The sequence below is a fragment of the Oxalobacter aliiformigenes genome, assembly GCF_027116575.1.
Classification (GTDB): Bacteria; Pseudomonadota; Gammaproteobacteria; order Burkholderiales; family Burkholderiaceae_D; genus Oxalobacter; species Oxalobacter aliiformigenes.
Map to the genome: position 1 here is coordinate 1,066,754 of NZ_CP098252.1, position 20,100 is coordinate 1,086,853.

A 20,100-nucleotide genomic window follows, 5' to 3' on the forward strand; every position below is an offset into this window, starting at 1 on the left:
TGTCTGTTGCAGCGAACATTGCCAGCGATGCGTGGCGGAGTGTTTCCGGCCGGTGCAGGAAAAAAATCATGTTTCAATGGCGGGGAGATATCTGTTGCGGTTTCCGGTTGCGGGGTGAAGGCGGGGAATCTGTCTTGCCGGAGGGGGCTGGCGATCGCGGAATTTTTCCGTCGTGCGATACGGGCTTGTTGATACAATAACGCCTTCGGTTTTTCCCGTCGGTATCGCATTATGGAGAATGATTTGTCGCGTCCTCTTTTGTCTGTCATCGTCCCGGTGTACCGGGTGGAAACGTATTTGCCCAAATGTCTGGATTCCCTTGTCGGCCAGACGTATGCCGATCTGGAAATCATTCTGGTCGATGACGGTTCACCGGACCGCTCGGGAGCGATTTGCGACGAATATGCCGCCAGGGATTCCCGGATCGTGGTGATCCATCAGGAAAACAGGGGGGCGAGCCAAGCCCGTAATGCGGGGCTGGACAGGGCGACGGGGGAATTCGTGGCGTTTGTCGATTCGGACGATTATCTTGATTTTTCCATGTATGAAAACTTGATGAAAGCGGTCGTTGAATATGACGCCGATATCGTTATCAGTGATTTTTTTGTGATTCTGGAAAGTGGTGTTTTACGTCATTCGAGCGGTTTGCAGGGCGATATACCGCTTTTACAGGCACAGGAACAGGTTCTGGCGGACCGTTTGCCGAGTTATCTGTGGAACAAGATTTACCGGAGAACGCTTTTCGACGGCATCCGGTATGAACGCATACGTGGATTCGAGGATTTGCAGATCATGCCCCATCTTTTCAGGCGGGCACGGAAGGTGGCGTTTGTGCCGGAGGCGGGTTATTACTACAATTGCCTGAATCTGAATGCACTGACGGCTACTTTCAATCATGTACCGGAGCTGAATGTCGAGATGAAATACGGTATGTTCGTCGCATGGAAGGAACATGAAACGGTCGCACGCGAGTTGGGGTCGGACGTGGTCGGCTATGCAGAAAACCGGGCGGTCAAGTGTGCGATCGGTGCCCTGGTGGCCGACAGGGCGCATTCCGTTCTCGCTCCGGCCGAGAGAGAAGAGCTCACCGGTTATCTGGAAAGCAAAAAAACGGTCATTGTCAGTGGAAAGCATCGTATGCTGAAGTGGTTCGCACGGCACAGTACAGTGCTATGCAGGCTGTACGACTATGGCAGTTTTGTCTGGCGACGGTACCGGGCGAAAAGAAACAAGATGACGAGCAGGACGTAACGGGAAGAACCGTTTTCAGGAGCCCGGTATTGCCGACACGGTGGCGGGATATATAGGGTAACGGTGCGAAAAATCGCGGCAGCGGTGGCTGGAGCAGGCGAAAAGCGCATGAGGTCCGGCTTTTCGCCGGATCGTGTCCTGTTCGGGGCAAACGGATCCTGTCCCGACGTCCGGATATTTTCGCTTCCGGTTCCCTGACGCTGCCAGGTGGAGCGTTTGAGGGAATGCCGGTGTTGCTGTGCCGGCCTGTTGTGGCAAGGGGAGATGCCGGTTTCCGCCGGGAAAAGCATGCCGCCTTGCCTTGCCGGAGGGGACTATTCAAGACCACCCAGATGCAGGGTTTTGACTTCCAGATATTCTTCCAGTCCCAGAACCGATCCCTCGCGGCCCAGTCCCGATTCCTTGATGCCGCCGAACGGGGCGACGGCTGAGGAAACGCCGGTGTCGTTGATGCCGATCATGCCGGCTTCAAGGGCTTGCGAGACGCGGAAGACGCGGGAGAGGTCTTTCGTGTAGAAGTAGGCGGCCAGCCCGAACGGGGTGTTGTTGGCCCGGTAGAGGACTTCCTTTTCCGATTCGAACCGGAAGCAGGCGGCCACCGGCCCGAATGTTTCCTCGTGCGCGATGATCATGTCGTCCGAACAGTGCGAAAGCAGGGTCGGTTCGTAGAAAGTGCCTCCCAGCGGGCTGCGTTTGCCGCCGGTGACGAGTTCGGCTTCCTTGCCGAGTGCGTCGGAAACATGCCGTTCGACTTTTTCCAGCGCTTTTTCATCGATCAGCGGGCCGACAGCCACGCCCGGTGTCATGCCGTCGCCGACGGTCAGTCCGGCGATGGCCTCGCCCAGTTTCGCCACGTATTCGTCATAGATGGTATCGTGCACGTAAATGCGGTTGATGGCGACGCAGACCTGCCCGGCGTTACGGAACTTGTTGGCGATCGTGCCGGCGACGGCGGCCGTGATGTCGGCATCGTCGAAGACGATCAGGGGAGCGTTGCCACCCAGTTCCATCGAGACGTGTTTCATGGTGGCGGCCGCATGGGCGACCAGTGTCTTGCCGACGGCGGTCGAACCGGTGAACGTGATTTTGCGGACGTCGGAAGAAGCCATGATCGCGTCGGAAATGGCATGTGTGTCTCCGCAGACGCCGTTCAGTACCCCGGGCGGTACGCCGGCCGCATCGGCCAAAGCCAGCAGGGCGTTGGCGCACAATGGCGTTTGGTTCGCCGGCTTGATGATGGCCGTACAGCCGGCGGCCAGTGCCGGGCCGAGTTTGCGGGTCAGCATCGCCATCGGGAAGTTCCAGGGGGTGATGGCGGCGACGACGCCGACCGGCTCGCGGGTGGCGAAAATGCGGGAGCCGGGTTTGAACGGGGGGATGATTTCGCCGTTGGCACGTCGGGCTTCTTCGGCGAACCACTGGATGAAGCTGGCGGCATAATCGACTTCGCCCAGTGCTTCGGACAGGGGTTTTCCCTGCTCGGCGGTCATCAGTTCGCCCAGAAAGGGGCGGTTTTCCATGATCAGGGCATACCAGCGGTTCAGGATGGCGGCCCGTTCGGTCGCAGTGGTTTTCCGCCAGTCGGCGAAGGCCGTTTTCGCGGAGATGATGGCCGCTTCCGTTTCCTCGCGGCCGCTGTAGGCGACATCGGCCAGTTTTTCGCCGGTCGCCGGGTTGGTGTCGGGAAAGGTTTTGCCGGTCGTGATCCACTTGCCGTGAATGAAGGCGCCGGTTCGGAAAAATTCGTTGTTTCTGAGTCTGTCGTGCGATACGCTCATCTCGTCTCCTCATTGTCCGGAACATGTCGATATGGAGAAGAATACCCCAGACATCGGGCTTTGACCATGACCGATATGCGATGACGGTCAGGTTCCGGAACATACGGGAAGGTCGTTTGATCCGGGTAAAGGAAAAAGAAAGCCGGTACCGGCTTTTTTTGACAGGGTGAACGCGTTTTCCGGCAGGGCGGTGTTTGCCGGATGGCCAGGTGCGTTTTCATGGCTGGCGTACCGGAAAAACCGTTTCGGTGACCGCCTTTTTTCATGGCGCAAACAGGGGGGGCGGGACGTTCGTTTTGTACGGGAATGGTCTGGCCGTGGCGGTCGCGTTCGCAAACGGTGGCGGATGGGGTCATGTACTTTTCAGTATTTGATGCAGTAACGGACGGTGACGGAAGGGGGGCAGACGGTATCGGATGCCCCGTAGATCGGATTGGAACGGGAGGCGCTGAAACCTACATGGGGGCTATTCCAGTTGCCACTATCTCCAAAAGAATTGTTATATACGGAAATTTGATAAAAAGCTCCATTAAAACTTCCACCATTAAAGCCGTTTCTGAATTGGGGATTGGCAAGTTCACCGGTAATATTTGGTAATCCCGCTGCCAGTACCTGGCCAGCCCTGTCGTTGCCCTGCATCCATCGTCCCCGCAGATCCGGCAGGTTGAATGTCGTCAGTCCGTCGCCACCATAGGTGCCGCCGATCACGGCACAGAGTTCGGGGTAGGCCGATGCGCTGAGACTTGCGCCGTTGCAGTACAGGTAACCTTCCGGAGTGAAGTTTCCGCCGACGGCGATGAGGGTGCCGACGGGCAGTTTTTCGGATTTGTCCAGTTTCCGGGCGAGTTGTGCCGCGATCTCCCATTTGTCGGCTTTTTCGTTGATGACAGGCATGACGGCAATGCCGAAGGCGGGGTTTTCCAGCACCCATTTTTCCAGTTTGGCATCGTATTTGAGTTCGAGCCAGTGACCGTTGCCGGCGATGTCGCCGGGAAGAAGGGGAAGGCCGTTACCCTTGACGATGGGAATGGCGCCGGTTTCGTCCGCGCGGAAGGTCGGGGCGGTGGAGGTATTGGGGGCGCTGGCGCGGAGCTGGATGTGCAGGCCGTTCGCGGGAGCCGGTAACGGGGGATCGAATGTGGCGGCCAGTTCGTCGGGAGTGCCGCTCGCTTCGGCGCGGTATTTTTCCTGAACGCCGAATACATTGCGGGCATCCTGTTTGTCGGCACTGTCGGTGCCGAGCAGGTCGGCGATGAATTGCCGGAGATTGCCCATCGCGAGGCGGAACTCACCGGTAGTGGTTTCAGGTTGTTTGGTGCCTTCCAGCAGGTTTCTGTCGGGAAGTCGGGTCATGTTTTCCTCCATAAAAAAGCCTTCCGGCGAGGAAGGCCGGTTGAAACGGACGGGAAGCCGTTGCGGGCGTCCCGTGAATGCCGGTTTTCGCCGGTTTATGCCATGCGGATGTCTATGGCGTCGAGGGCATGATGCGACGGTGCGTCGAGAATGGCTTTTTCCAGGGCCCATTTCCGTTCATACAGGGCTTGTATATGGGTGAAAACGTCCGTCTGTATGGATTTGAGCTGGTCGAGGGTGATCGTGTGGAAAGCATTGTCGTAAGTGCGGAACGATACGGTCTCGCGTCCGGCGGTTTCCATCGAGACGATCAGGCCGGCGATGTTGATGGCCGCTCTTTCGTCGGCGTTGATTTCGAAGCCGGCCGATGAAGTGCAGTGCGCTGTTTTGAGGGCGGTTCCGAATGCGGCATCCAGTTCGGCCAGCCGTTTTTTCCTGACGGATTCCAGTGAGGGGGATGGCGGTTCCGTCAACGCGTTTTCAGGGACGATCATGCCGGTTTCCGTGATCGTGTGTTCCGAGCCGTCAGGCAGCCAGTATGTCGTGCCGCGGAAATCGTAGCGGACGCTCCAGCGGCCGTTGCGGAAAACGGCGCATTCATGTTCACCGGTGACGGGAGGCTCGAGGGGGGTGGCATTGGCGGGAATGAGCCAGACGCCTTCTTCGCGGGGGGAAGGTTCGGCGGTGGTTTCACCGGTGTAAAGACCGGTCTTGTCGTATTCGTAAACGGTGATGGATGGGTTCATGTCGGACTCCTCAGTATTTGATGCAGTAACGGACGGTGATGGAAGGGGGGCGGACGGTATCGGATGCGCCGTAGATCGGGTTGGAACGGGAGGCATCGAATCCGGCTCTGTAATAGTTGTTGCTTCCTGCCTGATAGTGCCCGAATGAACCTTCGTCAATATTGTAGAACGTACCTGTCTGGTAGCTGGTAGCGTAGGAGTTGGCCCCCGATACAATGGTCCCTGTAATGTTCGGCAATCCGGCCGAAACATGCGTTCCGGCCGTATCACTGCCACTTAACAGGTTGTTGCGGTAATCTGGCAGGCGGAACACGGTTGCACCATCGCCTCCGTAGGTATAACCGATGACGGCGAAAAGTTCCGGATAGACCGCAGTCAGGATTTCGGCGCCGTTGCAGTGCAGGTATCCGTCCGGTGTGATATTGCCGGCTACGGCGATCACGCTGCCGACCGGCGTTTTTTCCGCTGTATCGAGTTTGGTGGCCAGTTTTTCTTCCAGTTCCGTTTTGTCGGCTTTTCCGGCCAGTTTCGGTTCCATGAGGGTATCGACCGATATGCCACAGGCCGGGTTTTCAAGGACCCATTTTTCCAGTTTGGCATCGTATTTGAGTTCGAGCCAGTGACCGTTGCCGGCGATGTCGCCGGGAAGAAGGGGAAGGCCGTTGCCCTTGACGATGGGAATGGCGCCGGTTTCGTCCGCGCGGAAGGTCGGGGTAGCGGAGGTGTTGGGGGCGCCGGCGCGGAGCTGGACGTGCAGGCCGTGGATCGGTCTGGTGATGGTCTGGTCGAATGTGGCGGCCAGTTCGTCGGGAGTGCCGCTCGCTTCGGCGCGGTATTTTTCCTGAACACCGAATATGTTGCGGGCGGTCTGTTTTTCCGCGCTGTCGGTACCGAGCAGGTCGGCGATGAATTGTTGGAGATTGCCCATCGCAAGGCGGAATTCGCCGGTGGTGGTGTCGGGTTGTTTGGTGCCTTCCAGCAGGTTTCTGTCAGGAAGTCGGGTCATGTTTCCTCCATAAAAAAAAAGCCTTCCTGCAAGGGAAGGCCGGGTTGATGTCCATGAAAAAAGGGCGCAAGGGCGCCCCACATCGTCATTTTAGGGAAATTTTTTTCTTCGGTCAGCCCGACAGGCCGTTTTTCTGTTTTATTTTCATCCATTTGAGGTTATAGTCGCGTTTTGGTTTTTTCTTTTCTTAAAGGACATTCGTTTTGAGAATTCTGAAAGCGCAACCCGAGGATCTGGGCGTGATTCTGGCCCTGCAATACCGTGCCTATCGCAGCGAGGCCAGATTGCTGAACGACGACAAGATACCGCCTCTGATGCAAACGCTTGGGGATGTGGAAAAAGAATACCGGGAAGGCATTGTCCTGAAGGCCGTCGACGAGGTCGGGGTGATTATCGGCTCGGTCAGGGCGCGTGAGGAAGGCGATACGCTTCATATCGGCAAGCTGATGGTGTTGCCGGAAAAACAGGGGCGCGGTATCGGAACGCAGCTTCTGGTGGCGATCGAGAAATCATGTCCCAAACCGCGCTACGAACTTTTTACCAGCAATATCAGTATCCGGAATCTGAAACTGTATGAAGGACTGGGTTACCGGCGTTTCCGGGAGGAACAGGTCACGCCCGAGCTGAAGTTCGTCTATATGGAAAAGACGGTGAAGGTGCCCGCCGGGGAGTGACGGACGGGTTTGACGGAAGAACGGCAGCCGCTGCGACGGCTGCCGTTTCTGTTTTGGTGGCCACGATTTTCCGGCCGTCGTGCGCGTTGGCGTGCTGGCGGCAGACGGGCCGTCTGGACGGTGTCTTGGATGTTTCGCTTTCTGTCCGGGGGCGGAGCGGTTCGTGCGGTTTTCATCCTGTTTGCCGGAGCGGGCCGGTTGGTCGTTCACAGGCCGTCCTGAGGGGTTTTCGGTTTTCCGGAATGTGTTCGGGCTGTCAGAGCAGTTTTTTCAGGCAGGCCGTGACGACTCCCCATACCTGCATTTCCTCTCCCTGTGCCGGTTCGATTGCCCGGTAGGCCGGGTTTTCGGGAAGCAGTCTGACGGTCGTCCGGTTTTTTTGCAGGCGCCGGATCAAAAATCTGCCATTGACGGCGGCCACGACGATGTGGCTGTTTCGGGGAGGGATCGACCGGTCGACGACGACGGTGTCGCCTTCGAAAATGCCGATGCCGGTCATGGATTCTCCTTTTACCCTGAGAAGGAAACAGGACGGTTTGTGGATGTTGAATATGTCGTTCAGGTCGATGCGGCTGTTGGCCGAATCGGTATGCGGAAGCGGGAAGACTGTGGCCATGTTTTCTTTTGAGGACTGTATAAAAATACAGTAATTTATACTGTTGCAAAAAGGTTGGCAAGCCGGGCCGTCAAACAGATATCTATAAACCGTTCTTGCAATTCCCGACACGATACAGTAAATTCGCAACCGGAATCGCAAAAGCGGTTCCGGGGGCTGAATACCCTCTTTATCCAACTCGGCTAGCAACCGATATAGTGCTACCGACGTGTGCCAGCGTGCGGGGTTTCATACCGCTCGCTGGTGGCGGCGGTCGCACATTTTTAATGTGCATAAGCAAGATGATCAAGCTATCAGCAAAACAGGTTTGTTTGTGTTGATCAACTCGTTGTGTGAATAGCAAACGGTACTGAATATACCTCCAGCTAGCTAACGTTTGTGGGTTGAACGCAAGCGTTATTTGTCCGTCAAAAGTTACTGACGGGCGGGTGTCTGTGAATAAAAAACCTTCGCGCGGAAGGGAATAAGCAGGCAGCGTAGTTGGGCTGTATTCAGCACCCGCCCGGCCCTCGTAAGGCCGTAACCGAGACGAACGTATGAATGATGATGAAATCTTCTTTATCGCTGATCTGGGTGAAAATCCCACTATTCTCATCAACGGGAAAGAGGAACCGATTCCGCGGTATGTCGTATGGAACAAACCGGCCGCGAAAATGGTGGAAAAGAGCGACGATTTGCCGTTTCTTCTTGAAAAATACGGTTTGTCGATGGTGCATGTCCTGAAATACAAGCCGTTTCTCTAGTTTTCCACCTTTTTTGTCTGTTTCCGAGGTTGTCTGTGCCGGGTTGGTACGGCAGGGAGAGCCCTTGCCCGGTGTCGCCGGGAAACCGCCGGTTGCGGGAAATGCTGTCATGGCTTTCTTGCAATTCGGCATGGGATAAAGTAAATTTGCAAACGGGGGCACGGTGTGTCCCTGGGGCTGAACACCCCTGCTTAACTCGGCTAGCAACCGTTATCTTGCTGCCGACGTTTAACCAACGGCGGTTTTTTTGACCGCTTGTTGGTAACGGCGGCGGCACGGAATTGTAAGAAATCAAGATGAAGAGGTTATCAGCAAAACATAATGGATTGTTGATTGGCTCGTAATAACTCATAGGCGGTACTGAACATACCCTTGGCTGAGAGACATTTGCGGGTCGGTTGCAAATGTCTGTTCCTGTCTTCGATCAACCGGGACGGGCGGGTGTCTGTGAATAAAAAACCTTCGTGCAGAAGGGAATAAGCAGGCAGTGCAGTTGAGGCTGTGTTCAACACCCGCTTTCCCGACCCTCGTAAGGTCGTAACCGGAATGAGGTTATGATGGATGACGATATCTGTATTGCCGACCTTGGAGACTGTCCCGATATTTATGTCAACGGACAGACCGAAACGATTCCCCGGTATGCCGTCTGGAGCTGGTCCGCTTCGAGAATTATCGAAACGGGAGACGATCTTCCCGGTTTGCTGAAAAAATACCGTCTGTCCGGGAGCCGGATTATCCGGTGCCGTCCGGTCAGGTAGGGATGGGGATGCCGGTTCGGCGCGTGTCCACTGTCCGGCGACGGTGTATTCCCTGTTAGGCAGATTCCTGCCGGCCGCTTTCATGTCTTTTTCCCTCATGTCCCCGGAAGCGGCCGTCCGCCCTGTGACGGGGTGCGGCAGGAAACGGCAGGCGGGAGACGGTTTCCCGCGTGTGCCGCCGTCCGGGTGGCGGTGAAAACGGTTCCGGGCCGTTCCGTCTTTTTCCGGTTTGGCCGGTTTCGGGATTTCCGGCCGGCTGCCGCCGGAAAAGGCCGAACGCCCGGATGTCCGCTTTCGGGTGAAGGGGATTTCACGATATGACCATGCTGCTGGAAAACCGGCGGGCACGATGCCCGCACGGGTGAGCGGTTCCGTTGCCGCCGCGCCGGAGATGACGGACCGGCGGGGCATGCCTGCGGCCGGATCGTCTGGCCACGGTACCGGCGGCCAGTCGCTTTTTGCGCCGGATTTTCGCACCATGCACGGGGACGGTGAAATGCGGAAAAGATTCATCAAAATACCGGGTCGGAAAACGGTTGTAAACTGTGAAAGTATTTTGTAAAACTGGCGAAGTGTCAAGAAGTGTTTTGCCCTGTCATGTCGAAAAGACGTCTGTGCCGTGCATGGGCGGTGACGCGGATGGCCGCAGGAGTGGGCGGCGTTCTGACGGCACAACAGGTCTGTCAGGCTGGACGGGGGCATTTTTTTGATGGTCGGGAAAGTGTATTGCAGGACTTTTGACGGACTTTTTCCACTCTTTCGCCGATAAGGCGGATGTCCCGATCCGGTCGAAGTGTTCGGGGTTTCGTTCGAAGATGTCTTGCGGAACCGGCCGGTCATTTCTTTTTTGTCCGGCGGAATTCTGTTGCCGGATTGGCAAAGCGGTTTTTGTTTTGGATGGGGCATGACGGTGGTTCGTCTGTATGCCGGCTCTGTGAGGATCATTGCAGCCGGGATAGCGGGCGTGGCCGGATCGGTGGTATTGGCGGCTGTTTCCAGGCGGGAAGAGACGGCCGGGCCGTTTTTATCGTGACTGTCAGGACGCTGTACCGGAGTGTTCGGGATGTCGTGGTGGCGGGCGGGCATTTCCGGGGAGTGTCAGGCCGCCGTTTTTTTCGGAGACTGTATGGCACGGGCAAGGTCTCTTAACGTATGTTTCCCGACGATGTCCTGTTTTTCCGGCCGGTACGGGGTTTTTCCGTTTCCCGCTGTGTCCGGTTTGTACCACCGGTTCATGGCCGTGCCGGTATCTGTCGCGGGATTTTTTCCGGCCAATCGTGTGCCGGGGCGGGTGCCGCGACGCTCCGGTTTCCGGAATGGCCGTGCTGCCTGAGGAGATACCGGGCTTCGGCCACGCCGTTTTCCGCCGCCTTTTCGAGCCAGCCGAACGCTTCCTGCGGGTTTTTGTCGCCGCCTTCTCCGTCCAGCAGGGAAAGGCCGAGCCGGTATTGCGCTCCGGGGTGTCCCTGAAGGGCGGCTTTTCGGTACCACCGGCGGGCTGTTTTCAGGTTTTGGGGGACGTGTACGCCGTCATGGCAGAAGATTCCCAGCCAGTACTGGGCGTCGGCGAATCCGTTTTCCGCCGCTTTTTCCAGCCATTTCAGTGCCTGTGTGCCGTGTTTTCCGTCGCTGTCTCCGGCATAAAGTACGGCCAGCCGGAACTGTGCGGCGGCATGATTTTGCCCGGCCGCCAGGGTGAGCCAGTGGAGGGCTTTTTGCCGGTCCGCCGGGTTGTCGGGGGTGTGCAGGAAGCAGTTGCCGTATGCGTATTGCGCGGCCGCAAGGTTTTGTTTGGCGGCTTTTGCGAACCATTCGCAGGCTTTGCCGTCGTTTCTGTTTGTACCTGTACCCTGCCGGTATGCCATGCCGAGCCGGTATTGGGCGTCGCGCTGGCCGTTTTCCGCCGCCTTTTCCAGCCATTGCCGGGCACGGAGTTCGTCTTTGGGAACGAGTTGTCCGTCCTGATAGATCCGGGACAGTTCGTACTGGGCGTTTGGTTCGCCGTGTGCGGCGGCTTTTTCGAGCCAGTACAGGGCTTTTGCCGTGTTCTGTTCTACACCGGTACCGCCGGCGTAGGCCGCGCCCAAAAGGGTTTCGGCTTTCGGGTTTCCGGTGAGGGCAGCCTGTTGGAGCAGGGATACGGCTTTTTCGGGATCGGCGGCGATGCCGTCTCCTGCCAGCAACTGGACGGCCAGTCTGAGCCGGGCTTCGGCATGTCCCTGCCGCGCCGCCTTGTCGAACCAGCGGGCGGCTTCTTCGGGATCGGCCCTGACGATCAGGCCGTCCTGGTAGAGCGTGCCGAGCAGATGCATGGTTTTCGGGTCTTTTTGCGCCACGTCTTTCAACCACGTTACGGCTTCGGTTGCCTGCGGGAGGTTGTCTTTTTTCCGGAGATAACGGTCAAGACGGATCAGGCCCAGCTGCTTTTTCGCGTCCGGCCAGCCGCCGCGGGCGGAACGCTCGAGCCATTGCATGGCGGTATCGGGATTTGCCGGGAGGCCTGTGCCGTTCCGGTATTGTTTGTAAAGATAATACTGTGCCCGTGCATTGCCGGCATTGGCCGCTTTTTCCAGCCAGACAGCGGCTTCTTTTTCATTTTTTTGCAGGCCGACACCATAGAGCAGGGCCAGTCCGGTGACGGTTTGTGCCTCGATGTGGCCGTTTCCGGCGGCTATCCGGTACCAGCGCATGGCTTCCCGGTCGCTTTTGGCGGTTCCCCGGTCGTGCGCATAGCAGTCGGCCAGCCAGTACTGGGCTTCCGGTACATTACGCCGGGCGGCTTGCAGGAACCAGTCGAAAGCCTTTTCAGGGTTTTTGAGAGCGCCTTTGCCGGTCAGATACATCAGGCCGAGAAAGTACTGGGCAAAAGGGTCACCGTTTTCGGCGGCTTTTTCGTAACGGAGACGGGCGGCGCGCCAGTTTTTTTTGCCGGTCAGCCCGGACAGATCGAGTGTGCCGGTGAAGGGGGCGATCAGGGAGTGGCCGGTCTGTTCCGGTATGGGCTGCCGGTGTTCCGTTTTCCATCCGGACAGATCGCCCAGGCATTCACCGGCTGTGGTGGTCGCACGGGGAAGCGTGACGGGGGCGGGAACATGCGCGTACGCATTTTCTCTGGCGGCCAGAAACGGTATGGCCAGAAGAAGGGCAGACAGCAGACGACGGAAAACAGGCATGATGTTTCATGTGCAATGCGGTATCCGTACCGGATGCCGGAAGTGCGATCTTAACAGTTCCATGAGGCGCCGTGAAGTGTCCGGTATTCCGGATATTTCCGGCTGGTACGGATTGCCCGTCGCCGGATGGTACGCGGCGGAAACACGGCAGATGGAAAATGCCGGGAAAAAGTGCCTGCCGGAGAAGCAGCGGGGCTAACTCACTGACAGGGAAAGGAAAAAGCGGGTTGCGCACGGACTTGTCCACAGAAAACGGGGACAAGTATGACGATGTACGGCGAAAAGGGGAAGGACGTCCCGCGCCGGAACGATGTATCGACCGGGCGGGACAGGAGACTTTTCCCGGACCGTTTTTTCAGGGCCGGGATTTTGCCCGTATGCTCGGAAAGGTTATTGCACCTTGCCGAAGCCGCCGACGGAAGTACCGTTTCCGGAAGAAATTCCGGAGGCCAGTGCGGAATCGGGCGAAGTGCCTTCAGGAGAACGAAACGATATGCCTGTGGATGCCGGGATGGACGAGCGGGCGGCAAAGCGGACATCGGTGGTGAAATCGCCGCCGGTTATTTCCGTGAATCGTGTCGTCATGTCGCCGGCGTGTTTCAGCAATTCATGGTTGAATGCCGGCGAGACATTGCCCCTTGCGGTATAACCGGGCGAGGCGGTGGCGATATCGGCGGTTTCCGCTTTCAGGCCGAAAACCGTCCTGACTGAACGGAATGTTTCCTCATCGGTTTCGAGTCGTGCCGATCGGCCTTTTTCTTCCGATATGGAGGGCCGATGCAGAAAAGCGGCGTCGGCGCCGGCAAACGGCATCAGGGTAAAACGTTCATCCGGTCTGAACGCGTATCCGGCATGTACGACGGCCGTGCCGGAAACCTGCGTCCAGTCCGATTCGGCAGTACGGGCATAGGAACCGATAGAAACGGAACGGTACGACAGCAGCCTGAAAACCGGGGGGGATATGTTCTTTTCGCCGGTCGGTGTGTTTTTGGGCTGGATATATGTTTTTTCCCAAAAAAACGAAGTGAACGGAAGAAAGCCGTCATTATATTGTATGGTCCGGAACCGGCAGGGATCGCATGGCTAGGAAAAGGTTCTGTACGGCAAAGTGGCCGGCAAGCGGTCCCGTACCGGAAAACGGAGCCGGATTGCCGGTTGCCGGCCGGGAGGGATATGGCTCAGAAGCGGTATGACCAGTGTCCTTCCAGTCCGTACCGGCTGAAACCGGAATCTCCCGTTTCGCCGGCGGCGACCAGCCGGAAGGTATGGCCGGAAGGAATTTCCCGGGCGATAGCCAGCTGAAGCCGTCCGGTATGACGGTTTCTGAAAGAATCCCCGACGCTGTCGGAAATGCCCGCCCAGCGGTAATCGTCGGCGCCTTCGATGTGGAAACGGTTCCGGTAGGCGACCCGGCCTTCGAAGGCCCATGTTCCCTGCCGGCTTTCTTTCATGCGGAGCTGCCAGTCGAGACCGGCTTCCGCCGCGGTCGCCGAGAGCCTGTCCGACGACCAGGACTGCGCGATGGGCGAATCTCCTTCATCGAAAGCGCCGCGCGCCAGGGTGTCGTAGCTCAGTTTCAGGTAGGGCAGGATCGCCGCGTTTTCCGACGGTTCGAGCCGATAGCCCAGTCCGGCCGAGACGCCGGCTGTCCAGCCGGTCGTGACGATATCGAAATGTTCGCTGTTGCCCGCTCCCCAGACGGAACGTTCCCGGTGGTCATGTACCCATCCGGCCATGACGTCGCCGAAGAGCCGGACGTTGTCCAGTGCTTTCACCAGACTGGCCGTTCCGAAAAGACCGTAGTTTTTCGAGGACATGTTGTGTGAGGAACCGTCCATGTTTTCGCTGAAGCCGCCCAGTCGCCAGCCGAAGCGGATATCTTTCGTCCCGACTTCGGCACCTCCCGTGACGATCGTGCGTTCCGATTCCAGGCGGTTTGCGGAAGTGTCCAGCCGGTCCCGTTCCATGTGGAGGGTGGCGACGCTTTGCGGGCCATGACTTTTCAGGGGGGCTGCCGGACTCAGCCCGCTCATTTCACGCAGCCGGGTGGATCGCTCGAGGGCCAGGGCATCGAACGCGGCATGATCGTCGGGTTTCAGGGCGTCGTAGGTGGTGCGGATGCGTCCGGCGGCAAGCGGATCTGCGAGGGCGAGGTTTTCGCTTTCGAGGTCAAGCCAGTGGACAAGCCGGGAAGCCGTACTGGATGCGGCCTGTTTGGAACGGATGGCGCTGTCCAGCCGGGCGGCCCGCTGTTGTGCTTCGGGTGAAAGGTCGGCTGCCGAACCGATGCGCTGCATGGAGTCGTCATAACGGGTGAGTTGCCAGCTTTCGTTTCCGGTCCGGTTCATCCCGAAACTCATGCCGAGATAAATGGCGTCCGCTTTCCCGTTCGGAAGGGTCAGGCCGTTGCCGGCGATCAGGTAATCGGCCGGACGGAATTCGTAGGTTTCTCCGATGTATTCCGCCGGGCGCAGCGCGAAGGTAAGATCGTTGTCGCGGATGTCGATGGAGCCGGCCTTGACCCGATCGTGGCGGGTGGCGCCGACATCGAGGGTGACGGTGCCGCCGTCGATCGTGAGGTTTTCGGTGACGGTCAGCGTACCTGTCCGGTCGCTGGCCGTATCGTCTCCGGGAGAGAGTTCGCCCCGTGAAATGAGGTTCGTGATGATGCCTGTACCACCGATGGTTCCGGTGCCGTCGCTTTGCACTAGTCCCCGGGGAATGCCGGATGCCGGACTGTCATCCCGTCCGGAAACGTTCCCGTTCACGACGAGCGCTGCATTGTGAAGGACGTCGATCGAGCCGGAGAGGGTGACGTTACCTTCCAGAACCAGTGTTCCGGCCGTATTGACGACGTTTTCGCCCGTTTTGCTTTCACCGCTGACGATCATGCCGATGGGCAGGTCGGCATTGTCGGGTTTGCGGGTTTCGTCGCTTCCCGTCCAGGTTTCGCCCTTTTTCAGGGCATCGCTGTAGGATTTCAGGTCTTCGGCCGTGCTGATGTGCAGGACGGGGTTCCAGCGGATTTCGGTGATGTCGTTGGTGAACCGGCTGACGCCGTCGCCCGACAGGGTCAGGCTATAGTTGATCTGGGACTGGCCTGAAAGATTGTTTCCGGAAGGAAGCGTCCATTTCCTGGAGGTTTCGTTCCAGCGTGCCAGACGGTTGATGTCCACGGCGGCCGGTCCGCCGACGGCGCGGGAAGCGTCCAGGCGTCCGGCTCCCAGTGCGTATTCGGTGATGATGGCGGTATCGACGAAATTCCGGATCCATTTTTCTTTCATTTCCTCGAGTTGTGCCGCCGCTTCCGGTTCCAGGAATTCCAGTAGTTTACGGTCAGATTCGTAGGTTGGTTCGATGAGCTTTTCCGCGAGCCGGGTGAGAAATTCCGTGATCTGTTCCCTGGTCTGGTACTGCTGGCCCCGGTCTCCCCAGAAGGCGATGACGACCCGTTCGTCCTCGATGTTGCTGCCGGGCTGGAAGTTTGTCCAGCCATGGACCCGGGTCAGGATCCGTTTTTGCCAGTCGGGACTGTCTCCCTTGTAAAAAAAGAGTTCATAGGCTCCGGATTGCGACGGGGTGGCGGTCGTCAGGACGGTATCGGCCAATTGTTCGGCATTCATCCAGGGAAAGGCTTCCTGCACGAGTGCCAGGGTACCGGTGACGTAGGGGGATGCCATCGATGTCCCCGTCATCTCGATGGTTTCATTGGCGGTGCCTGCCGAGGCGCTCGGGACGTTGGTTCCCGGTGCCGCAAGGGTCCAGAGCGGGGCGAAAATGCCGAGATTCGTGTCGTAGAGCGAGGTGGTATCGCTTTTGAAAACGTAATGGTCGGGATCGTCAAGGTGCGCGGCGTCGATATTGACGACATTGATGAGATGCCCGTCGTACCGGTGGGAAGTAATGCCTTCGTAAACCGGAGAGGACGGCGCCAGTCCGCCGTGATTGCCCGCCGCGAAAACGAGGAGTTTGTCTTCGTCGGCCGCTCTTTTGAATACGTCAAAAACAGGTGTCAGGTCTTCCGGGATGCCGGTGTATTCGTGCATGCCGTAAACCCATCCCCAGCTGTTGTTATAGATTTTCACGTCCGGAAACAGGTCGAAGGCTTTGTCATAGAGCGCCCGGGTTTCCGCAATTACCCGGGTGGGGTCAAGCCAGCCGGCGGTGAGATCGAGAATGTCCGAACCGGGTGCCGCACCATAACCGTGGCCTGCCATGATGCCTGCCACATGGGTGCCGTGGTTGCGGGAAGCCCATTGTGGATCTCCGGAAAAGTTTTTCAGGTATTCGTCTGAGAAGATGTGATCGACCTGTTTTCCGTCGAATGCGGCGTGAGCATCATCGACCCCCAAGTCCAGTACACCGATTTTAACGCCTTTTCCGGAAAAGCCCTGTGCCCAGGCGCCGGGGAGATTGATCGCATGGAGGTTTTCCTCCACGGTCGCGGCCATCAGGGGCAGCGGTGACAAAAACAGGGAAGCCAGGGCGAGGGAAAGGGTTTTTTGCCTGAAAATGGACAGGAAACGGGAAGAACGTACAGTATCATTCATCGAAAGGATTTCCGGAAAAAAGGTTACCACGAAATGTTGGGGGGCGGGCAGGGGACATATCGATACGGTATGGCCCGGTATTTTCCTGAGCGGTTTCCGTACAGTTTTCCGTTTTTGCCGGAACCGGTCATGGCTAAAAGAGGCTCCCGAGCAGGGAGTATGATACCCGATTCATGGGGTTTCCGGCAGGCCGGCCACAGGCGGTATTTGCCGGACCGGCCGGTCTTCGCATGAGAAATCGCCGTGCGGGAAATGGCGGGGCGAAAGTGAAGCGAAAGATCCGACGGCTGTTTTGGCCGGTTTTGTCGCGGACACTTCTGCCCGTGCGTCCGGGAAGCGGTTGCGGTGTTCAGCGGTTTTTGATGGCCGAGACGATCAGTAATGACAGGCAAGGGCGAATTGCATGTCCGTATTTGGTCGTTGTTGGGTTTTATTCAGAATTTTCCTTTGGAAGAACGTTGAGACGTCTGTATATGATGGTACCCATCGTGTGCATAGTTTGTTTCAGGATATCGGGGTCGTTCAAAAGTGTACCGAAAAAGGCATTGTTTTCTTCAAATCGTGCTGCAACCATGTCAGGAAAATGCTTGTTGAACAGCATCATGAATGTATTGACATCGCTGTGTTGTGCATATCCCTGCCATTTGCTGTCGGTTGCATAGTCGTTTTCGATCTGGAGTAGAACCTTGTCCATTTCCGTGAAATTCGTGCCGTGTTTTTCATTGATCCGGTCGATGATGACGGTCAGCGGGTCTTTTTTCTTTTCCCGTCTGCCGGCATCTCCCGTGACAGGACGGAAGCCCTGTACATCGCCGGTAAGTGCAATCCGTTGTTCGGCCTGTTGTTCAAGACGGTAATATTCCAGCAAAACCTTGTCATCCACATCGACGGTCGCCCGTCCGTCTTTCGGCAGCAACCGTGCCAGAAAACGGGCATAACGGCTGAAAGCATGAATATCACGGTCGAACAGACGGCAAATTTGCGTTACGAAGGCATAAATGCGGTTGAAACGGGCAAGTGTCGATTTGAACAAGTCCTTTTCGTCGTCCTGTAACGTATCGAAACGGTCCAGCGCAGGGCGAAGTGTCGCCATGAGTTTGCCCATGTCGCCGGCCTGCTGGATGGATGTGGACCAGAACAGGGCGGCAAACCGGTCGATATCCGTTTTTTGCCAGAGCCGGTAATGCTCCAGGGTATTTTTCAGGTCATAGATGACATTCGGATCAGTTTCTTCTTCCAGTACCGTTTCCTCGTAATACGGCTCGAACGCTTTCCGGATATCTTCTGCCGTATTGACGAAGTCCAGAACGAAGGTATCGACCTTGCCGCGCGCGGTGCGGTTGAGGCGTGACAGCGTCTGGACCGCCTTGACATCGGACAGTTTCTTGTCCACGAACATGGTATGCAACAGGGGCTGGTCGAAGCCGGTCTGGTATTTTTCCGCCACGATCAGGATTTTGTACTCGTCTTTCGCGAAGGTTTCCCGAAGCTGCGATTCGCGGATCGTCTCGCCCGCTGCCGTCCGGTTCATTTTTTCTTCCGTGTACGTCATGCCGTCATCATCGACTTCACCGGAAAAGGCGACCAGAACGCCGGTGCCGGAAAAACCCTTTTCCTGAAGCTGCCGCCTGAATTCCAGAACATAACGTACCGCATGCAGGCGCGAAGGCGTCACGACCATCGCCTTGGCGCGTCCTCCGATCTTGTGTTGCGTCGTGTGCAGGAAATGTTCCAGCATGATCGAGGTTTTCGCCGAAATATTGTGCGGATGCAGCGTTTCGAATCGCCGGATCGCACGGACACCGGCCGACGTATCCAGCTCCGGATCATCCGGAATGGCCTTCACGATCCTGTAATACATGCGGTAAGTCATGTAATGCGCCAGCACATCCAGAATGAATCCTTCCTCGATCGCCTGCCGCATGGAATAGATATGGAAAGGCCGGTAACGTCCGTCTTCCGTCTTGCTGCCGAACATTTGCAGGGTTCTGGCCTTCGGCGTGGCGGTAAAGGCGAAAAAGGACAGATTGTCATGCCGGCCGTGTGCCGCCATTTCATCGAGCATTTTGTCCTCTTCGTCCTTTTCGGTCGCTTCTGTGCGTCCTTCCAGCTCGGCATATTCTTCCAGTGCCTTTGTCCGGTCGGAAAGCGCCTGTTTCAGTTTTTTCGCCGCGTCGCCCGTCTGGGATGAATGCGCTTCATCCACGATGACGGCATACCGGCGTTTGCCGCTGTTGACTTCGCGGTAAATGACCGGGAATTTTTGCAAGGTCGTGATGATGATGGGCGTGGCGGACTCGATCGCCTCTTTGAGCTGTCTGGAATCTTCGTCGATTTTCTGGACAACCCCTTCGACATGGTCGAACTGGTAAACCGTATCCTGCAACTGGCTGTCCAGAATACGGCGGTCCGTCACGACGATGACCGAATGGAAAATTTTTTCGTCCCGGTCATCGTGCAGTCCGGAAAGGCGGTGCGCCAGCCATGCGATGGAATTGGACTTGCCCGAACCTGCCGAATGCTGGATCAGGTAATGATGACCCGCGCCGTTTTCCCGGACATGCGCCAGCAACCGGGTGACGACATCGAGCTGATGGTAGCGCGGGAAAATCACGACATCGTCCCTGATGCCCTTTTTGTCCTTTTCGATATGGATGTACTTCTGGAGAATTTCCAGCAGCCTGTCCCGGAACAGCACCTGTTTCCAGAGATAGGCGGTCTGGTAACCGTCCGGGTTCGGCGGATTGCCCTTGCCACCGACATGGCCCGCGCCGTTGGACCCCTGATTGAACGGCAGGAAAAAAGTCCGTTCCCCTTGCAGGCGGGTCGTCATGTACACGTTTTCCAGATCGACGGCGAAATGCACCAGAACCCGTTTTTTGAAAGCGAAAATCGTGTCCCTGTCCTGCCGGTCGAAACGGTACTGTTCGATGGCGTTTGCCGTGTTCTGGCCGGTGAACTCGCATTTCAGTTCCATCGACACGACGGGAATGCCGTTGACGAACAAAACGATATCGATGCTCTTTTCATTACCTGTCGCATAATGGAGCTGGCGGGTACAGTGCAGGATGTTGCTTTCGTAAGCCTTGCGGGTGGCGTCGTTCATCGAGGTTTCCGGTTTCCAGAACACCGCGCGGAACCGGACGCCGCGGTCTGTGAATCCTTTTCTGAGAACGGCGAGCAACCCTTCGGTATCCGTTTCGCGGCAAAACCGCTCGATCAGCCGTCTTTCGCTGTCGGCACCGTAAATCCGGACGTACCGTTCCCATTCCCGGGGCTGGCTGCTTTGGATGAAGGACAGCAACGTGGCGGTATCCAGCGCGAGTTTCCGGTCAAAAGCCGCAGGATCGCCCTTGAGATAGCCGCCATGGGTACAAAGAAAGGTTTCGATATCCTGTTCGAACCGTTTTTCCCTTACATCGAAATCCGCCATGATGTCTCCCGTTTTCTGT

The 20,100-nt window shown here is 57.3% G+C and carries 15 protein-coding genes; 5 read left to right on the forward strand and 10 right to left on the reverse strand.

Going from position 1 to position 20,100, the window contains the following annotated elements; all coding sequences use genetic code 11:
- Positions 1 to 231: 231 nt before the first annotated feature.
- A complete protein-coding gene (locus NB647_RS04935; protein ID WP_269284576.1) occupies positions 232 to 1,251 on the forward strand; it encodes a glycosyltransferase family 2 protein in 1,020 nt (339 codons plus the stop codon).
- Positions 1,252 to 1,565: 314 nt separating this feature from the next.
- On the opposite strand, the gene NB647_RS04940 is transcribed toward NB647_RS04935, so the two are convergent.
- The 5 genes from NB647_RS04940 to NB647_RS04960 form a co-directional block, all read right to left on the reverse strand.
- Positions 1,566 to 3,029, reverse strand: a complete 1,464-nt coding sequence (locus NB647_RS04940; protein WP_269284579.1) for an NAD-dependent succinate-semialdehyde dehydrogenase — start codon at positions 3,027 to 3,029, stop codon at positions 1,566 to 1,568.
- Between the two features lie 363 nt (positions 3,030 to 3,392).
- Complete coding sequence (locus tag NB647_RS04945) at positions 3,393 to 4,382, reverse strand: phage tail protein (protein ID WP_269284582.1); 990 nt, start codon at positions 4,380 to 4,382, stop codon at positions 3,393 to 3,395.
- Positions 4,383 to 4,477: 95 nt separating this feature from the next.
- The gene (locus tag NB647_RS04950) at positions 4,478 to 5,128 is read right to left on the reverse strand and encodes a DUF4376 domain-containing protein (RefSeq protein WP_269265517.1); all 651 of its coding nucleotides are present in this window, start codon (positions 5,126 to 5,128) and stop codon (positions 4,478 to 4,480) included.
- Positions 5,129 to 5,138: 10 nt separating this feature from the next.
- On the reverse strand, positions 5,139 to 6,134 hold the full coding sequence (locus NB647_RS04955) for a phage tail protein (protein ID WP_269284585.1): 996 nt from the start codon (positions 6,132 to 6,134) through the stop codon (positions 5,139 to 5,141).
- Complete coding sequence (locus tag NB647_RS04960) at positions 6,131 to 6,286, reverse strand: hypothetical protein (protein WP_269284588.1); 156 nt, start codon at positions 6,284 to 6,286, stop codon at positions 6,131 to 6,133. The genes NB647_RS04955 and NB647_RS04960 overlap by 4 nt, the downstream gene beginning before the upstream one ends.
- 51 nt (positions 6,287 to 6,337) lie before the next feature.
- Here NB647_RS04960 and NB647_RS04965 point away from each other — a divergent pair, with 51 nt between their 5' ends.
- A complete protein-coding gene (locus NB647_RS04965; RefSeq protein WP_269265519.1) occupies positions 6,338 to 6,808 on the forward strand; it encodes a GNAT family N-acetyltransferase in 471 nt (156 codons plus the stop codon).
- A 256-nt stretch (positions 6,809 to 7,064) separates the two neighbouring features.
- On the opposite strand, the gene NB647_RS04970 is transcribed toward NB647_RS04965, so the two are convergent.
- On the reverse strand, positions 7,065 to 7,424 hold the full coding sequence (locus NB647_RS04970; protein ID WP_269265520.1) for a LexA family protein: 360 nt from the start codon (positions 7,422 to 7,424) through the stop codon (positions 7,065 to 7,067).
- Positions 7,425 to 7,960: 536 nt separating this feature from the next.
- Between NB647_RS04970 and NB647_RS04975 the strand changes: the two genes are divergently transcribed.
- Positions 7,961 to 8,167 carry a hypothetical protein gene (locus tag NB647_RS04975; protein WP_269265521.1) on the forward strand — a complete coding sequence of 69 codons (207 nt, stop codon included), beginning with the start codon at positions 7,961 to 7,963 and terminating at the stop codon, positions 8,165 to 8,167.
- Positions 8,168 to 8,721: 554 nt separating this feature from the next.
- Positions 8,722 to 8,925 (forward strand): hypothetical protein, encoded by a 204-nt coding sequence (locus NB647_RS04980; protein WP_269284591.1) that lies wholly within the window; start codon positions 8,722 to 8,724, stop codon positions 8,923 to 8,925.
- A gap of 1,232 nt (positions 8,926 to 10,157) precedes the next feature.
- Here the strand turns inward: NB647_RS04980 and NB647_RS04985 are convergent.
- Positions 10,158 to 12,098: a tetratricopeptide repeat protein gene (locus NB647_RS04985; protein ID WP_269284594.1), complete on the reverse strand. Its 1,941-nt coding sequence runs from the start codon at positions 12,096 to 12,098 to the stop codon at positions 10,158 to 10,160.
- On the opposite strand from NB647_RS04985, the gene NB647_RS04990 reads away from it, so the two are divergent.
- Positions 12,097 to 12,297, forward strand: a complete 201-nt coding sequence (locus NB647_RS04990) for a hypothetical protein (RefSeq protein ID WP_269265527.1) — start codon at positions 12,097 to 12,099, stop codon at positions 12,295 to 12,297. The two genes, NB647_RS04985 and NB647_RS04990, sit on opposite strands and share 2 nt — an antisense overlap.
- Before the next feature lie 191 nt (positions 12,298 to 12,488).
- On the opposite strand, the gene NB647_RS04995 is transcribed toward NB647_RS04990, so the two are convergent.
- From NB647_RS04995 to NB647_RS05005, 3 genes are all read right to left on the reverse strand, one after another.
- Positions 12,489 to 13,154 carry an autotransporter outer membrane beta-barrel domain-containing protein gene (locus NB647_RS04995; RefSeq protein WP_332880342.1) on the reverse strand — a complete coding sequence of 222 codons (666 nt, stop codon included), beginning with the start codon at positions 13,152 to 13,154 and terminating at the stop codon, positions 12,489 to 12,491.
- Positions 13,155 to 13,276: 122 nt separating this feature from the next.
- Complete coding sequence (locus NB647_RS05000) at positions 13,277 to 16,648, reverse strand: S8 family peptidase (protein ID WP_269284597.1); 3,372 nt, start codon at positions 16,646 to 16,648, stop codon at positions 13,277 to 13,279.
- A 430-nt stretch (positions 16,649 to 17,078) separates the two neighbouring features.
- Positions 17,079 to 20,081, reverse strand: a complete 3,003-nt coding sequence (locus NB647_RS05005; RefSeq protein WP_269284598.1) for a type I restriction endonuclease subunit R — start codon at positions 20,079 to 20,081, stop codon at positions 17,079 to 17,081.
- Between the last annotated feature and the right edge of the window lie 19 nt (positions 20,082 to 20,100).

Excerpts from the sequence above, each read along its gene's own strand:
- NB647_RS04935 (WP_269284576.1), top strand. The coding sequence starts at position 232 with ATGGAGAATGATTTGTCGCGTCCTCTTTTGTCTGTCATCGTCCCGGTG.
- NB647_RS04975 (WP_269265521.1), top strand. The coding sequence starts at position 7,961 with ATGAATGATGATGAAATCTTCTTTATCGCTGATCTGGGTGAAAATCCC.
- NB647_RS04970 (WP_269265520.1), bottom strand. The coding sequence starts at position 7,424 with ATGGCCACAGTCTTCCCGCTTCCGCATACCGATTCGGCCAACAGCCGC.
- NB647_RS04950 (WP_269265517.1), bottom strand. The coding sequence starts at position 5,128 with ATGAACCCATCCATCACCGTTTACGAATACGACAAGACCGGTCTTTAC.
- NB647_RS04960 (WP_269284588.1), bottom strand. The coding sequence starts at position 6,286 with ATGGATGAAAATAAAACAGAAAAACGGCCTGTCGGGCTGACCGAAGAA.
- NB647_RS04980 (WP_269284591.1), top strand. The coding sequence starts at position 8,722 with ATGATGGATGACGATATCTGTATTGCCGACCTTGGAGACTGTCCCGAT.
- NB647_RS05000 (WP_269284597.1), bottom strand. The coding sequence starts at position 16,648 with ATGAATGATACTGTACGTTCTTCCCGTTTCCTGTCCATTTTCAGGCAA.
- NB647_RS04955 (WP_269284585.1), bottom strand. The coding sequence starts at position 6,134 with ATGACCCGACTTCCTGACAGAAACCTGCTGGAAGGCACCAAACAACCC.
- NB647_RS04940 (WP_269284579.1), bottom strand. The coding sequence starts at position 3,029 with ATGAGCGTATCGCACGACAGACTCAGAAACAACGAATTTTTCCGAACC.
- NB647_RS04985 (WP_269284594.1), bottom strand. The coding sequence starts at position 12,098 with ATGCCTGTTTTCCGTCGTCTGCTGTCTGCCCTTCTTCTGGCCATACCG.
- NB647_RS04990 (WP_269265527.1), top strand. The coding sequence starts at position 12,097 with ATGATGTTTCATGTGCAATGCGGTATCCGTACCGGATGCCGGAAGTGC.
- NB647_RS05005 (WP_269284598.1), bottom strand. The coding sequence starts at position 20,081 with ATGGCGGATTTCGATGTAAGGGAAAAACGGTTCGAACAGGATATCGAA.
- NB647_RS04945 (WP_269284582.1), bottom strand. The coding sequence starts at position 4,382 with ATGACCCGACTTCCCGACAGAAACCTGCTGGAAGGCACCAAACAACCT.